This window comes from Halobacillus litoralis (assembly GCF_020171725.1).
Classification (GTDB): Bacteria; Bacillota; Bacilli; order Bacillales; family Halobacillaceae; genus Halobacillus; species Halobacillus litoralis_F.
Map to the genome: position 1 here is coordinate 155883 of NZ_JAIVAJ010000001.1, position 15833 is coordinate 171715.

General features: G+C 46.8%; 18 protein-coding genes. All 18 read right to left on the reverse strand.

The annotated features are described in order from the left end of the window. Nucleotides 1–4 precede the first annotated feature (4 nt). Complete coding sequence (locus LCM20_RS00790) at nt 5–2053, reverse strand: chemotaxis protein CheA (RefSeq protein WP_225193519.1); 2049 nt, start codon at nt 2051–2053, stop codon at nt 5–7. A 14-nt stretch (nt 2054–2067) separates the two neighbouring features. Then, nucleotides 2068–3123 (reverse strand): protein-glutamate methylesterase/protein-glutamine glutaminase, encoded by a 1056-nt coding sequence (locus tag LCM20_RS00795; RefSeq protein ID WP_225193520.1) that lies wholly within the window; start codon nt 3121–3123, stop codon nt 2068–2070. 1 nt (nt 3124) lies between these two features. Beyond that, a complete protein-coding gene (locus LCM20_RS00800) occupies nt 3125–3991 on the reverse strand; it encodes a MinD/ParA family protein (RefSeq protein WP_225193521.1) in 867 nt (288 codons plus the stop codon). Next, the gene (gene flhF, locus LCM20_RS00805; RefSeq protein WP_225193522.1) at nt 3984–5078 is read right to left on the reverse strand and encodes a flagellar biosynthesis protein FlhF; all 1095 of its coding nucleotides are present in this window, start codon (nt 5076–5078) and stop codon (nt 3984–3986) included. Before flhF ends, LCM20_RS00800 begins: the two co-directional genes overlap by 8 nt. Continuing rightward, nucleotides 5075–7108: a flagellar biosynthesis protein FlhA gene (flhA, locus tag LCM20_RS00810; protein WP_263621887.1), complete on the reverse strand. Its 2034-nt coding sequence runs from the start codon at nt 7106–7108 to the stop codon at nt 5075–5077. Before flhA ends, flhF begins: the two co-directional genes overlap by 4 nt. A gap of 17 nt (nt 7109–7125) precedes the next feature. Then, complete coding sequence (flhB, locus tag LCM20_RS00815; RefSeq protein ID WP_225193524.1) at nt 7126–8211, reverse strand: flagellar biosynthesis protein FlhB; 1086 nt, start codon at nt 8209–8211, stop codon at nt 7126–7128. A gap of 4 nt (nt 8212–8215) precedes the next feature. Next, nucleotides 8216–8992: a flagellar biosynthetic protein FliR gene (gene fliR, locus LCM20_RS00820; RefSeq protein WP_225193525.1), complete on the reverse strand. Its 777-nt coding sequence runs from the start codon at nt 8990–8992 to the stop codon at nt 8216–8218. A gap of 2 nt (nt 8993–8994) precedes the next feature. Further along, nucleotides 8995–9264 carry a flagellar biosynthesis protein FliQ gene (gene fliQ, locus LCM20_RS00825; protein WP_225193526.1) on the reverse strand — a complete coding sequence of 90 codons (270 nt, stop codon included), beginning with the start codon at nt 9262–9264 and terminating at the stop codon, nt 8995–8997. Nucleotides 9265–9282: 18 nt separating this feature from the next. After that, nucleotides 9283–9948 carry a flagellar type III secretion system pore protein FliP gene (gene fliP, locus LCM20_RS00830; protein WP_225193527.1) on the reverse strand — a complete coding sequence of 222 codons (666 nt, stop codon included), beginning with the start codon at nt 9946–9948 and terminating at the stop codon, nt 9283–9285. Then, nucleotides 9941–10600, reverse strand: coding sequence for a flagellar biosynthetic protein FliO (locus tag LCM20_RS00835; protein ID WP_225193528.1), 660 nt, complete (start codon nt 10598–10600; stop codon nt 9941–9943). The genes fliP and LCM20_RS00835 overlap by 8 nt, the downstream gene beginning before the upstream one ends. Nucleotides 10601–10611: 11 nt before the next feature. Continuing rightward, entirely contained in the window at nt 10612–10974 is a 363-nt protein-coding gene (locus tag LCM20_RS00840; RefSeq protein WP_225193529.1) for a response regulator, read from the reverse strand. A 13-nt stretch (nt 10975–10987) separates the two neighbouring features. Then, on the reverse strand, nt 10988–12223 hold the full coding sequence (fliY, locus tag LCM20_RS00845) for a flagellar motor switch phosphatase FliY (RefSeq protein ID WP_225193530.1): 1236 nt from the start codon (nt 12221–12223) through the stop codon (nt 10988–10990). Then, entirely contained in the window at nt 12216–13217 is a 1002-nt protein-coding gene (fliM, locus tag LCM20_RS00850; RefSeq protein WP_225193531.1) for a flagellar motor switch protein FliM, read from the reverse strand. Before fliM ends, fliY begins: the two co-directional genes overlap by 8 nt. A gap of 29 nt (nt 13218–13246) precedes the next feature. After that, complete coding sequence (fliL, locus tag LCM20_RS00855; protein WP_263621888.1) at nt 13247–13648, reverse strand: flagellar basal body-associated protein FliL; 402 nt, start codon at nt 13646–13648, stop codon at nt 13247–13249. Nucleotides 13649–13680: 32 nt separating this feature from the next. Next, on the reverse strand, nt 13681–13878 hold the full coding sequence (locus tag LCM20_RS00860) for a flagellar FlbD family protein (protein WP_225193533.1): 198 nt from the start codon (nt 13876–13878) through the stop codon (nt 13681–13683). Between the two features lie 46 nt (nt 13879–13924). Beyond that, the gene (gene flgG / locus LCM20_RS00865; RefSeq protein WP_225193534.1) at nt 13925–14887 is read right to left on the reverse strand and encodes a flagellar basal body rod protein FlgG; all 963 of its coding nucleotides are present in this window, start codon (nt 14885–14887) and stop codon (nt 13925–13927) included. 83 nt (nt 14888–14970) lie between these two features. Next, on the reverse strand, nt 14971–15342 hold the full coding sequence (locus tag LCM20_RS00870) for a TIGR02530 family flagellar biosynthesis protein (RefSeq protein ID WP_225193535.1): 372 nt from the start codon (nt 15340–15342) through the stop codon (nt 14971–14973). After that, nucleotides 15335–15826, reverse strand: a complete 492-nt coding sequence (gene flgD, locus LCM20_RS00875; protein WP_225193536.1) for a flagellar hook assembly protein FlgD — start codon at nt 15824–15826, stop codon at nt 15335–15337. Before flgD ends, LCM20_RS00870 begins: the two co-directional genes overlap by 8 nt. Nucleotides 15827–15833 lie beyond the last annotated feature (7 nt).

Below are 15833 nucleotides of genomic sequence, written 5' to 3' on the forward strand. Positions count from 1 at the left end.
CCTTTTATTTGATCAGGGCATTACTATCGAGGATAAGCGCAACCTGTCCGTCACCTAGTATCGTTGCCCCTGAGATGGCGAATACGCCGGATAGATAGTCTCCTAGAGATTTAAGAACGACCTCCTGTTGACCAATAAAGGAATCTACTACGAGGCCAGCCATCTTATCTCCTTTTCTCACAATGACAAGCGAATAATAGTCGTCCGCCTCTACCGTTTCCGGCACTTCGAAAATATCCTTCAAGAAGACCAGCGGAACAACTTTACCTCGGAAGTCGATGACTTTCTTATTATGTGCATGCATAATGTCTTCTTTTTTCACGATTGCTGTTTCAATAATGGAAGACAGGGGAACCGCGTATTTCTCTTTTTGGACTTCCACGAGCATGACAGAGATAATGGATAAGGTCAGCGGAAGCTGGATGGAAAAGACACTTCCCTGATCGACAGCGGAATCGATGCTGATGTTCCCACCAAGCGACTCGATCGTATTCTTAACAACATCAAGTCCGACTCCTCTTCCAGATACATCAGAAATTTGGTCAGCTGTTGAAAAGCCACTGGACATGATCAGCTCAAACACTTGTTTATCATTCATGTTGGCCGCCTGCTCTTCAGTCACAACTCCGTTGTTAACCGCCTTTTCAATCACTTTCTCTCGCTTAATTCCTCCACCGTCATCACTGATTTCAATAAATACATGATTTCCGCTATGATAAGCCTTCAGTTCGAGCGTTCCTGTCTCGGGCTTCCCTTTTGCAAGACGCTCTTCCGGACTTTCCACTCCGTGATCAAGGGCATTTCGGATCAAGTGGACAAGCGGATCACCGATTTCATCAATAACGGTACGGTCAAGCTCCGTCTCCGCTCCGACAATCTGAAGATCGATTTTCTTATTCAAATCACGTGACAGCTGCCTCACCATTCTTGGGAAACGGTTGAACACCTGCTCGATCGGCACCATGCGCATGTTTAGAATAATGCTTTGCAGGTCTCCTGAGATCCGGCTCATCCGTTCCACCGTTTCCTGCAGTTCATTATGATTCAACTCGTTCGAGATCTGTTCGAGGCGGCCTCGGTCGATGACGAGTTCTTCGAATAGGTTCATCAGCACATCAAGCCGATCGATGTTGATTCGGATCGTCTTATTGGCGACCTGCTTCGTCTCTTTCGGCTCTTCTTTCGGCTTCTCTTCCTGTTTCTTCTCTGGTTTTGTTGCAACGGCCGTTGCCGTTTGTGTCCCGCTACTAGATTCCTCCTGAACCGGTTCAGGTTGGCTTTCCGTATCTTCACGAACGGAGAATTCCTTGGCTTCCACCTGATCAATCTCTGATACTTTATGAATCTTGGAAACGACTTCTTCCTGCTCGGCTGCCGTAACGAGAAGAACCGTGAAACGAGTATCGAACTCTTCATTTTCCAGTTGCTCAACAGCTGGTTCTGATTTCACGACCTCTCCGAGCTGTTCTAAAACTTCAAAAACCATGTAGACACGGGCTGCCTTCAGCATGCAGTCTTCCCTCAGCGAAACGGAGATTTCAAAGTTATGGAGGTTCTGATCGGCTGACTGTTCAAGAACCGCCATGGTAAATTCGTCTACTTCAAGTTTTGTCTCTTCATTATGTACGTCTTCAGAAGCTGATTCGGTCTGTTGAAGAGCATCTGCTACCGCCTCACCTTGTTCAATGGCATACAGCTTGGCAACGACTGTTTCGACGTTCCTCTCACCTTGACCACCTTCTGAAATATCCACGACCATCGCCTCAAGGTCATCGACAGAATCAAAGACGACGTCCAGTACACTCTCGTCGACCTGGATTTTTTCGTTTCGGATTAAATCGAGAACGTTTTCCATCTGGTGCGTCAGGTTGGCAAGGTCCTGGTATCCCATTGTTGCTGCCATTCCTTTCAACGTATGCGCTGAGCGGAAAACTTCGTTGACAATGGGAAGGTCATTGGGGTTTTGCTCAAGCTTCAATAAGTTATCGTTGATTGCTTGTAAGTGTTCTTTACTTTCATCAATAAAGACTTCTAAATATGGGTTGTTATCCAATTCTATTTCCCCCTCTAATGTCCGATTGCTTTGAGTAAGCGACGGCTGATTTCTGAAACGGGTACAATTTCATCGGCCAGTCCAGATTTGATGACGGCTTTCGGCATCCCGAACACGATACACGATTCTTCTGCTTCCGCAATAGAATGCGTGTCCGGCTTGTTCTTTTTCAACTCCATCAGACCTTCTGTCCCATCGGCGCCCATTCCTGTCATGATGACAGAGAATACTTGCATTTCCTCCAAATGGGCAAGGGACTGAAACATGCGGTTGACGGAAGGGCGATGCCCGTAAAGAGGTTCGGTCTCGTCAAGCTCAACAACCAACCGCCCATCTCGCTGAACGACCGTCATGTGCTGTCCACCTGGTGCGATATAAGCGTGACCATTTTGTAAAATGTCGCCATGAGACGCTTCTTTTACCGTGATGGAAGCCTGCCTGTTCAATCGTTCGGCTAGAGAATGGGTAAACCCTTTGGGCATATGCTGAACGATCAGGACAGGTGCAGGAAGGTTCGTAGGAAGATTCGTTATGACCGTATCCAGAGCTCTTGGGCCACCTGTCGATGTACCGATAGCGATGATCGGGGCCTTATTCAAACGTGTCGGTTTCTTGACGACTTTCGTATAGGGTGCGGAGGAAGCAGGAGTTTTAGAAGCATTCCCTACTTTCGCCTTGCCTGCAATCAGTACTTTCCTCACAACCTGATCTTCAACCTTCTCCATATCTAATGATATCGGCCCGGATGGCTTTTGTATAAAGTCGATTGCCCCAAGTGTGATGGCCTTAATCGTACTCTCTGCCCCCTGCTTTGTAAGGCTTGAGACCATCACAACCGGAACCGGACACTCTTCCATGATTCTCTCCAAAGCCTCCAAACCGTCCATTTGAGGCATCTCAACATCCAGTGTGACGACATCCGGCGACAGCGTTCCGATCTTCTTCAAGCCGTCTTTCCCGTTACGAGCGGTGCCCACTACTTCTATTCTGTAATCTTTATTCAACATGTCGGATAAGATTTTTCTCATAAATGCCGAATCATCGACAATAAGCACTCTTATTTTTTTCATATCATGACCTCTCGAATACAAATCGTTTTAATTTGGATAAAAACGAGGGAACTTCCTCAAACGTAGGTTCCACTTCATAGTCGGAAAGATAGTGATCAACGACATCCGTCATGGCGCGACTCGCTTTACACGTCGGGTGAGCGAGCACGAAAGGCTGTTGGCGGTTCACAGATTTAAGTACGGACCTGTCATCCGGAATGACGCCGAGTGACGTAACCTGTTTCATCAGGAAGCGATCGACGACGGTTTCTAGCCTCTTGAATGAAGAGTCCGACTTTTCCTTAAGAGAGCGGTTGACGAGAATGGAGATGGGTAATTGCTCATCAATCCGTACAAGATGTTTGATCATCGCATAGGCATCCGTGATAGACGTCGGTTCGGGCGTCGTTACAACAAACGCCTCATCCGCTGCCGAAATGAAGTTGAGGCTGTCATTCGTCGCTCCTGCTCCCATATCAAATAGAATAAAGTCAAAGGAAGTCAGGATGCTTTCGAATTGAGACTGAAAATGTTTAAATTTCGCCTGATCGAGTTGAAAGACATCGGAAAGACCTGAGCCTCCTGCAATATACGACAAATTCTCTGGTCCTGATTCAATAATATCATGGATCGAATGGCCATGGTGAAATAGGTCCACAAAGGAGTATTTGGGCGAAACACCAAGCAGTATATCGATATTCCCCATGCCAATATCCATGTCGATAATCAGAACCTTTTTATCTTGCTGCAGGAGCTTCAAGGCGAAGTTGATGGTGAAATTCGATTTTCCCACCCCGCCTTTTCCGCTGGAGACGGCTACGGTCCGCGCTTTCTTTGTTCCGTGCTTTTCTTTCAAACGACTGCGCAGACGCTCGGCCTGATCACTCATAAACGAAACCCTCCACAACTTGACGGGACAGCCTCATTGGTGTCGCTTCTACAATGTCATCCGGTACGTCCTGACCATTTGTGAAATAGGCAACCCCGATTCTTTCTTGCATGACCATATTCAAGGCGCTTCCATACGTAGACGTCTCATCCATTTTTGTGAAGATGAACTGCTCGATCGGCAGGTGCGCAAACTGATGATAGATGTCCTGCATGTCCTTGTACTTGCTCGTTAAGGACAGGACCAAATAGGTTTCTGTATTGGAATTGAAGTCGAGCAGCTCCCCCAGCTCCTTGACATAGGAAGGGTCCCTGAAATTACGACCAGCTGTGTCGACGTACACAACATCATACTCTTTGAATTTCTCTCTGGCGGCCGCATAGTCTTCCATGTTATAAGCAACCTCAATCGGAATGTCCAGAATACCGGCGTACGTTTTCAGCTGCTCGATGGCTGCAATACGATACGTATCTGTTGTAATCAAAGCGACCTTCATGTTCTTGTTCAGCGCTGAATCAGCGGCAAGTTTGGCAACAGTCGTCGTCTTTCCGACACCCGTCGGACCGACGAGGTGGACGAACGGCTTGTAGACATCGGGCTTCCCAAACGACAGGTCCTTCATACGACCGTATATATGTTTGACAACTCTATTGTCGATCGGTTCGTCTGTGAGCGTATTCTCTGCCACTTCCTCCACCCACTCTTTGGCAAGTGCTTCTTCCACATCCTGCGCAAGGAGGTGATGATAAACGTCTTCGAATCCTTCAGGAATAGGTTCTGTTTCCTGGTTCTTCACGAGGGACTTCAGAGACTGCAGCTCTTTCATGATTTCTGAATTGCCTTTTGGTTCTTCGGAAGCGAGCGGCATCGGCGGTGCTTTCGGTGTCGTATCTTTTTTCGGCTTCGGCGTCCGGTCAATAGGATCTACGGCCGCGATCACTTCCGTTTGATTCTTTTTAAACAGACCCATAAATCCACCGGTTTTAACGACCTTCTCATTCAAGATCACGGCGTTCGGACCGAGTTCTTTTTTGACTTTCTTCATGACTTCCGGCATGGAAGGAGCTTGAAATTTCTTTACCTTCATGCGACATTCACCACCCCTACACTTTGAACCTCTGCACTTGGTTCTAGTTCGTTATATGACAACACGACGACCTGCGGTAAGAATCGGTCCAATAGTTGTTTCACATACATTCTGACAGCTGGCGAGCATAAAAGGATGGCCGTTTCTTCCTGCAGCGACATCTGCTCGACTTGCTCAGCAACAGCACTGATGATGGTCTGTTGTGATTCTGGGTCCAGTGCAAGGTAGCTGCCATGTTCGGTCTGCTGAATATTCTCAGCAATTAATTTTTCAACTTTTCCGGAAACGGTAATGACTTTGATGCTCGCGTCTTCTTTCATATACTGCGACGTAATTTGAGCAGCCAGTGCCTGCCTTGCGTATTCTGCAAGCAGTTCTGTATCGTTGGTCATCTTGCCGAAGTCAGCCAGCGTCTCGAAAATGACCGGCATATTTTTGACCGAGACATTCTCCCTAAGAAGCTTCGCGAGTACTTTTTGGACATCGCCGATCGTTAAAGGATCGGGTGTGACTTCTTCGACGAGAATCGGATAGGATTCCTTCAAGTGATCGATGAGCTGCTGGGTTTCCTGTCGTCCGAGCAGCGCATGGGCGTGCTGTTTAATGACTTCTGTAATGTGAGTGGATACGACGGAAGGTGGGTCTACGACTGTGTAGCCCGATAGTTCAGCTTCGTCCTTCTGGTCTTCAGCGATCCATTTCGCTGGAAGCCCGAACGCAGGTTCCTGTGTATCAATTCCATCGATAAAGTCATCTTCATCCCCAGGACTCATGGCCAGATAATGATCCAGGAGCAGTTCCCCCTGCGCAACTTTGTTCCCTTTTACCTTCAAACGGTACTCATTCGGACCGAGTTGAATGTTATCCCTTATCCGGACAACGGGAATCACGATTCCAAGCTCGATAGCAAGCTGCCTTCGGATCATGACAATACGGTCCAGCAGATCGCCGCCCTGGTTTGTATCGGCGATGGGAATGAGAGCATAACCGAACTCGAATTCAATCGGATCCATCGAAATCAGATTCACAACGTTCTCTGGCGATTTCATTTGATCGCCTTCTGCTTCATCCAATTCTTCCGGCTCTTCTTCCTCTTCTTCGTCTTCTTTTCTAGAGAGCCACCACCCTCCGAATATGAGAACGCCTGCAATCAGCGTCGTCAGATATATGGGAATGGGGGTCAGACCAAGCAGGAAGATAGTACCTCCTGCGATGTATAAAAGCTTCGGATATCGAAGAAGTTGTGCTGTTACATCTGTTCCGAGGTTCCCCTCCGAAGCGACACGCGTCACGACGATCCCTGTCGCTGTTGAAATCAACAAGGCCGGGATTTGACTGACCAGTCCGTCGCCGACGGTCAAGCGCATAAACGTATCGATGGCTTCCGTAAAGGACAACCCCATTTGGACCATTCCGATGATCAGTCCGAATATAATATTGATAAGAACGATAATAATTCCGGCAATGGCATCTCCTTTTACGAATTTACTGGCACCATCCATCGCTCCGTAGAAATCCGCTTCGTGCTCGATTTTCTGACGGCGCTCTTTCGCTTGATGTTCGTTGATCATTCCGGCATTCAAGTCGGCATCGATACTCATCTGCTTACCCGGCATCGCATCAAGGGTGAAACGCGCTGCCACTTCGGAAACACGTTCAGCCCCTTTTGTAATGACAAGAAACTGAATGATGACGAGGATTGTGAAGACCACGAATCCGACTAGAGCGTTTCCGCCGATTACGAATGTACCGAATGTTTCAATGACTTGACCTGCCTGCCCCTCAGACAAAATCGACCGCGTCGTCGAAACGTTCAGTCCTAGACGAAATAACGTCATGAGTAAGAGTAAGGTAGGAAATACGGCGAATTTCAGCGCTTCGTCCATATTCATGGAAACCAACACGACCATAAGCGCCAGTGAGATATTGACCAATATTAAAAAACTAAGGAGCCACCCAGGTAACGGGATGACGAGCATGACGATAATTAAAATAACGCCTAATAATACAGATAAATCTCTTGCTGACATAGGGGGCACTCCTTTCGTTACATTTTCTTCTCCAGCCTGTAGACGTAGGCAAGGATCTCAGCTACCGATTTAAAGAACTTCTCATCGATCGGTTTGTCGATTTCACAGTCGGCATAAAGGGCCCGGGCAAGCGGACGGTTCTCCACCTGCATCACATCATTCGCCTTGGCAATTTCCTTGATTTTTTGGGCAACGAAATCGACACCCTTAGCAACCACTATCGGGGCATCCGACTTGTCTTCATCATATTTGACCGCAATGGCATAGTGGGTCGGGTTGGTGATGACGACATCAGCGTCCGGTACTTCACTCATCATGCGGGCCGAGGACATCTGACGCTGCTTCTCCTTGATTTTAGCCTTAATCTGAGGATCCCCTTCGATGTTTTTATGTTCATCTTTGATGTCTTTCTTCGACATTCGAATGTTTTTCTCGTGATCGTAGCGTTGATACGTGTAATCCATCACGGAGAGAATCAACAGCGCAAGGGCTGAGGCAAGCCCCATCAGGATCGTTGTATTTCCGAAAAAAGAAAGCGCCGCTTCCACCGACTTTTGCGATGCATTTAAGAGGTCGTTTTTATTCACCCAAATGATGCTGAAGGTGATCACCCCGACCATCGAAATTTTCAGCAGTGATTTCACAAGTTCGACGAGGGCTCTTGCTGAGAAAATCTTTTTCGCCCCTTGAATAGGGTCGAGTTTCTTCAAATCCATCTTCAGCGGTTCGCCGGTGAACATGACACCGACTTGCAACAAATTGGATGCGACACCAGCTACGATGGCAACCCCCATGATCGGGGCCACCACTTTGCTCACTTCCCATGTCATTTGCACAAAGACTGTATGTACCTGAGCCTCTGTCACATCCCAAAGCATGTATTCGCGAAACGCGTGTTCATACATTCCTGTCATCGTCTGTTTCATAGCCGGGCCGAGAAGAAACAGAATTCCGAATACGAAGAGCAGGAGAAAACCGGTATTGACATCCTGACTTTTCGGTACCTGTCCCTTCTTCCTCGTGTCTTCCCTTTTCTTCGGTGTTGCTTCTTCGGTTTTCTCATCTGCAGCAAAATACTGGAGATCTAACCTTAATAACTCCATAGCCTCAGCCTCCAAGGATTTGCATGAACCCACGCATCGTTGTAAGCATGGTTTCAAATAAGTTTCTGATCAGCATGACATAGAAGACCATGCCAATGACAAGCACGGAAAGTCCAATAAAAATTTTCAACGGCAGTCCGACGACAAATACGTTTAACTGCGGGACAGTTCGGGCAATGATTCCTAAGGCGACATCAACGAGAAACAAACAACCGACAATCGGAATCGCCATTAAAAACGCAATGACGAACATCTGATTGAACGCGTCGAGGACAAAAAGGATCCATCCTTCCTCTTGAAGCGGAAGGAACTGATCGATCGGGATCAATTCATAGCTATAGAAAACCCCGTCCATCATCAGATGATGTCCATTGACGGCTAAAATGAACAGTAAGGTGATCATATATAAATACTGACCAATCAACGGGCTTTGAGCACCTGTTTGAGGGTCCACTACGTTCGCAATGGCAAACCCCATCTGGAAATCGATGAAGCCTCCTGCAATTTGAATGGCACCGAGGATGATATACGCGAGGAGCCCGACTGAAATTCCGACTGCTGCTTCTTTGAAAATCAGCATAATGTATTCGGAATCGACCGTAAGATCTGGAATCGGAATCGTAAAATACATAATCAAAGCCAAAAAAAAGCTGAAAGCGACTTTATGTCGAGTCGGAACATTCCGATAAGAAAAAACAGGGAGCGTTACGAAAAACGAAACGACCCGGACGAAAACGAGTAAAAAGCCTGGAAGTGCGGAAAAGTTTATCGTTTCAACCATTTTTATCCTACCAATATATTTAAATTGTTAAAGACATTTGCTGCGAAGTCGACCATGCTCGTCAACATCCAAGGACCGAAGACAATCATGCCGATCATGACGGCAACAATCTTAGGAATGAAGGCAAGTGTCTGCTCCTGAATCTGAGTCGTTGCCTGAAAGATACTGACGACCAGTCCGACAGATAGAGCGAGGATCAACAACGGCCCAGTCATCATCAGGACGGTATAAATGCCTTCTTTGGCAAATTCTATGACCATTTGAGTATTCAATGTGCGTAACCTCCTATGTTAGAAGCCTTCAAGCAGCGATTTCGAGATTAAATACCATCCGTCTACGAGCACAAACAACAGAATCTTGAATGGAAGTGAGATCATGACGGGCGGAAGCATCATCATACCCATGGACATCAGAACACTGGCGACTGCCATATCAATGACGAGAAACGGTACGAAAATCATAAAACCCATTTGAAACGCCGTTTTCAGTTCACTGATCGCAAATGCCGGAACGAGCGTCGTGAGCGGAACATCTTGAATCGTCTCCGGCCTCTCCATTTCAGAATAGCCCATAAACAACTCTAAATCCTTCTGCCTCGTATGCTTTGCCATAAATTCCTTCATCGGAATACTCGCTTCTTCATACGCTTCATCCAGTGTGATTTCATTGTTGAAAAGCGGTGTCAATGCTTCATCATTCACTTCCTGAAACGTCGGAGCCATCACGAAAAAGGTCAAAAATAACGCAATACCAATCAGCACTTGGTTCGGAGGCATCTGCTGCGTCGCAAGAGACGTTCGAACGAACGAGAGTACAATCAAGATTCTCGTGAAGCTCGTCATTAAGATCAAAAGCCCTGGTGCGACCGATAAAATCGTTAATAGCAGTAACAGCTTCACAGAAGTCGATATGCTTTCAGGATCAGAACTTGAGAAAATATCAATAAATTCATTCATGGTGCTGATCCTCCTGCTTCTGACGTCTCGCTTCTTTCGTTTTTTTCTTCATATCATTCAATTGATTTTCAAACAGCTCTTGAAATTGAGCCGTCGATGTAGCGGAATCTGCAGTCGATTCCTTCGAAGCTTTCAAAGGTTTCAACAGGTTGTTGAAGCTCGCAGGCTTCTGCTGGTTATCTTCACGGTTTAACAGCGAGGTTTTTGTCTTCTCATCAGTCACTTCCGTCACCATCTGAACCGTATCGCCGACACCTAGGATAAACACCTGCTCTCCCACTCTTACCGCTTGAATCGAGCGGTTGGGAGCAAGATTCATTCCGCCGAGATTTTCCATCGTCCGGTTTCGGCTGAACAGCTTGTTCTTCTGATTGAAGAATTTCAACAGTCCATAAATCAAACCGAGGACAAGGAGAAGAACAGCGACCAGTCTTACAATCGTGCCAACCAGTGATGGTTCTGGAGCCTCTACTGCTTCCTCTCCCGTTCCTGCTGGAGATTCATTTGAATCTTCAGCAGGATCATTAGAGGAACAACCCTTTTGGTCGGGATTCACTATACATTCATAGCTCGAAGGCGATGCCTGTCCAACTACAGGGAATAACATGTTCATCGTTAGTAAAACCAGGATGATTCTAACCATTTGTTTCATACGTAACCCTCTTAACTCAGTGCTTTTTGGATGGCCTCGATGACGCGGTCAGCTTGGAACGGTTTTACGATGAAGTCTTTTGCGCCTGCTTGAATCGCGTCAACGACCATCGCCTGTTGACCCATTGCAGAACACATAATCACTTTAGCCTCCGGGTTCTCGGATTTAATTTCTTTAAGAGCAGCAATACCGTCCATCTCCGGCATCGTAATGTCCATCGTGACAAGATCCGGCTGTTGTTCTTTGTACATTTCGACGGCTTTCTTCCCGTCCTCTGCTTCCCCTGCGATTTCATATCCATTCTTCGTCAGGATATCCTTCACCATCATTCTCATAAATGCTGCATCATCAACAATCAAAATACTTTGTGCCATTTGTATTCCTCCCCTAGCGTAGTTTGCTTAATCGATCTTTTGGACTTAATATATCTGTGACTCGAACACCAAAGTTCTCATCGATGACGACAACTTCACCTTTGGCCATCAGCTTCTCATTCACGTGAATGTCGACCGGTTCCCCCGCCAACTTATCAAGCTCAATGACAGAACCTGCTGATAGTTCAAGGATTTCTTTAATGGTACGTCTTGTACGACCGAGCTCAACCGTTACCTTTAGCGGTATGTCCATGAGCATATCCAAGTTCCGGTGTTCTTCATTGCTCAGCTGAACAGACTCAAAGTTTTGGAACTCAGCTGACTGAATATCCGCTTCTTGAACACCTCGTCCATGAGGCCCCCCCACAAATTGTGGCTGTTGAGGTACCTGCTGTTGAGGTACCTGCTGCTGTGGTACCTGCTGCTGTGGTGGCTGCTGGTACATGTTCGACTGTTGATCCGGTGCAGCTTGCGGTTCCGGCGCACTTGGCTGGGCAGGGTGCTGTGGTTGTGGTGTCGGAGCAGGATCCGGTGCCGCAGTCGCTGGTTCCTGCTCGCTGGAAGCTTCCGGATTCAATAGTTGATCCACTAACTCCTTCGCAAATCCAACGGGCAGAAGCTGCATGATATTGGAGTCAATTAAGTTTCCGACCCTAAGCTGGAACGAAACCTTAACTAAAATTTCATCATCTGGAATCTGTTCGGTTCCTTTGTCCTCTTCCAGATTTAGAACATCCACAGTCGGAGGTGAAATATCCACCTTCTTATCAAAGATCGTCGACATGCTTGTCGCAGCAGACCCCATCATTTGGTTCATTGCTTCCTGCACAGCGCTTAACGCGATCTCACTCAAGTTCTCATCAGGCGAAGTCCCGTCCCCCCCGAGCATTAAATCGGCAATGATCGCTGCATCCTGAGAGCCGATCACAAGAACGTTCTCTCCTGAGAAACCATCTGTGTATTGAACCCCGATCGCGACATAAGGTTTTGGAAATTCACTCGGCAGTGAAGCCCTCTGTACCACCGAGATTTTCGGTGTCGTAATGTCTACTTTCTGATTGAGTAAGGACGAAAGGGCCGTGGCCGAGCTTCCAAACGAAATATTGCCAATTTCCCCTAATGCGTCTTCTTCAAGACTGGAAATCTGATCGTTCAGATCGGGTGCTGGCTGTGGTTCCACATCTTCATCGTCATCGCTACCGTTTAATAGCGCATCAATTTCATCTTGAGATAACATATCATCATTCATCTAGTTCAGCCTCCCCTCTCAGCTCTTCGATGATTTGAACAGCTAAATGATTCTTTTTCTTCCCTGGTTGAATATAAAACTTGTCTTCATCATCCACTTTCATCCGCATCGGTTGATCGATCGGCTGGTCAAGCCGGATGACGTCGTCTTTATTTAAATCAAGGAATTGTTCTATGGACATACTCGCTTCTCCAAGCATCGCACGCACATCCACTTCTGCTCCTCGTATGGTTTTCGAGAGAGCATTGACTTCCTCTTCGTTCCGCTCCTTCGGCTGCTGCTTCTGCATCCAGTAATGGACCGAAAGCTTCGGAATGATCGGCTCAAGGACGACGTGAGGAATACAAATGTTGATCATTCCACTCGTCTCCCCGATCGTCGTATTCAAGGACACAACGACTACGGTCTCGTTTGGAGATACCATTTGTAAAAACTGCGGGTTCACTTCGAATTCTTCAAGAATCGGGTCGATGTCTACAATCGATCCCCAGGCTTCCTGATAGTTTTCGAGTGAACGTTCGAATAAGTGAGACATGATCGTCGTTTCGATTTCCGTCAGATTGTCCACCTTGTTGACACTGCTTCCCCGCCCGCCTAACACGCGGTCAAGCATGGCATACGCGATATTCGGATTCGATTCCATCAAAATCCTTCCTTCTAAAGGAGGGACACTGAAAATGTTCAAAATGGTCATCGTCGGGATCGATCGAATGAATTCATCGTATGGCAGTTGGTCTACAGATGCGACTTCGATATTCACATAGGTGCGCAGCTGTGCAGAAAAATACGTTGTCAATAATCGTGAAAAGTTCTCATGGATTCTTGATAAGCTGCGAATCTGGTCTTTAGAAAAGCGAAGCGCACGTTTGAAATCATAGACGCGTACTTTTTTCTCTTTTTCCTCGTTCTTTAACTCTTCGGCATTCATCTCACCGGTTGATAAAGCGGATAAGAGGGAGTCTATTTCATTTTGTGAAAGAACTTCATCTGCCAAAACCTCACCCCCTTTGTTCACTCGTCAGGCTATTGAAGCACCTTATCCACTGTATAAACATCGGTCACTTCTCCTTCTTGCATGACCTGGTTCAATCTAAGCTTCACGGTCTCTTCCAGTCCACTGAGACCGGACTGGAATGTTTCCCCTTCCATCGTCGCCAGTTCTTTGATCAGAACGTTCTGCATTTGGAAATCGCGCTTTTCTAATTCTTCCAGCGCGTCTGTGCTGTCGGTTACGATGCGAAATCGTATTCGAATGAAGTCCCCATCTTCAAGATCCGTTGTAATTTCTTCGGTTAACAGTGAGGATTCACGAATTTCATCGATCGATCGCTCTCCGCTTGCTTCCTCGGGTTCATTATTCAAATTAAAAACAAGAATGAGGGCCACAACACCGATTACGGTGAGCGTACTCAATATAATGATCATCGTTCTAAACATAATCGCCTAACCCCCTCTCCCTAATCGACAATTCTAAGCAGACCAATCTCCCGGTAAAACTTCTTACTACGTTTAATGACGACGTCCTCCGGTTCTTTGACGACGAACTTTTTTCCTTTAGTCGTCGTAATGGTTGTGTCCGGATTCGATTGAACCTGTTCTATGTACATCGCATTGAAGGTGAATGGTTCGCCATTTAATCTGGTGAGCGAAATCATAGTGTTGGGAAGACCCTCATGTGAGAGCCTTCCTTCCCCCTTTTATTTATCGTTTAAGGTTGACCAGTTCCTGAAGAATTTCATCAGACGTTGTAATGATTCTGGTGTTCGCTTGGAAACCACGCTGTGCTGTGATCATTTCCGTGAACGATTCAGCAAGGTCGACGTTCGACATCTCGAGTGCACCTGATACCATTTGAGCTGCACCATTCTGTCCTGGAACCGTCATGTCTTCAAACGTATCGAACACACCATCATTTTCAAACGTCGAAAGTCCAGCGTTATCTGTATTCTGGAATGTGTTCGATCCAATCTTTTGTAGTCCGCTCATGTTCGAGAACTGAGCCAGACGTACTTGCCCGGCTGCCTTGGAGCGGCCTTGTGCATCGATGTAATTCACAATCCCGTTATTCTGAATGCTGAAACTTTGTGCGTCTGCAGGGATTGTGATGACCCCTGCCTCGCCTAACGACTCATTCACTTCTGCATCAGGATCAATCTCATACGCTTCACCGACGAGATACTGTCCATTGTTGTTCACAATTGCCCCATCATTATCTAAGTAGAAGTTACCCGCGCGGGAAAAACTTAGGGTTTGACCTTCCAATCCATCGTTAAACGTCTTCGCAACGGTGTCAATCGGGTTTTCCTCTGTTCCCTCTGCGAGAACAAACATACCGTCTCCTTCAAGAGCAATATCAAGCGGTCGGTTCGTGGTCTGTCTGTTCCCCTGCGTGTGAATCGTATCTATCGACCCGATTTGAGAACCAAGTCCCACTTGAGATGGGTTTAATCCCCCTCGCGTGTTAATGCCGACTCCAGGGTCTTCACCCGGTGCGGCAGTTGGGCCTTGTGCTCCTGAAACCGTCTGGCTCATCATATCCTGAAACGTCACACGACCCTTCTTATATCCGTAGGTGTTGACGTTTGCGATGTTGTTACCGATCGTGTCCAGTTGTGTCTGAAAACCTTTCATTCCGGAGATTCCTGAGTACATCGAACGTAGCATATTACCATTCCTTTCATGTGAATGAAAAATCAGCCGCTTCAATCAATCCACGGTCTGTTAAGGCCTCCCGATTTGGGTCCAGCCTAGTCCATAAGAATTGTGCCGTTGATATTTGTAAAAATCTTAGAGCTTGCTTCGTTCCTTGACATCGCTGTGACAACAGTGTGGTTTTTCGTACTGACGACCAGCGTCGCCTCATCCGTAATGACGAGCGAATCGGTAATGCCTTTCTTTTTCGCTTCTGTCATCTTTGATGAAATCGCGTCCCACTGTTGATCATCAATCTTGATATTCCGCTGCTGCAGACGTTCTTTAGCATGCTTACTCACTTTGATCTGCGCCGCTTCATCCAGAACATCACGAAAGGACGTATCCGTCTGTTTCGCTTCCGTGGCTTTTGCCTTCGCCGGTAATGGCGGGTGAAGCTGGTGAATGTGAGGATGAAATTTATTCATCCGTTCCGCTCGAGTCTTCTACCTGTCCGTCTTCACTCGACTCCTGCTCCGCTTCATTCCTCACCTTCTGAATATCAAAAACGTTCACAAACTGCCCGCCTTCAAGCTCGAGCTGCGTCTTGCCGTCCTTCTGGTTGACAGATTGGACAACTCCCGTCTCAATCCGGTCTACAAAGCCTGTCTCTTCATCTAGCACAGGGTACGAAACTTCCTTGCCGATTAAATGGCTGTACTGAATGACAGGTGGGAGAGACTGAGATTGTGAGAATGACTGGAAAGCCTGGGACATGTTCGTCATCTGCTCTAAGCTTGAGAACTGTGTCATTTGAGAGATGAACTCTTTATCCTTCATCGGATCTAAAGGGTTCTGGTTTTGAATCTGTGCCATTAAAATCTTCAAAAAATCGTCTTTTCCTAACGAACTATCGCCTGAACCTCTTGTCTGTTGGTTCTGCAGATAAAAGGAAGGATCGATTTTCGTCATATTCGAT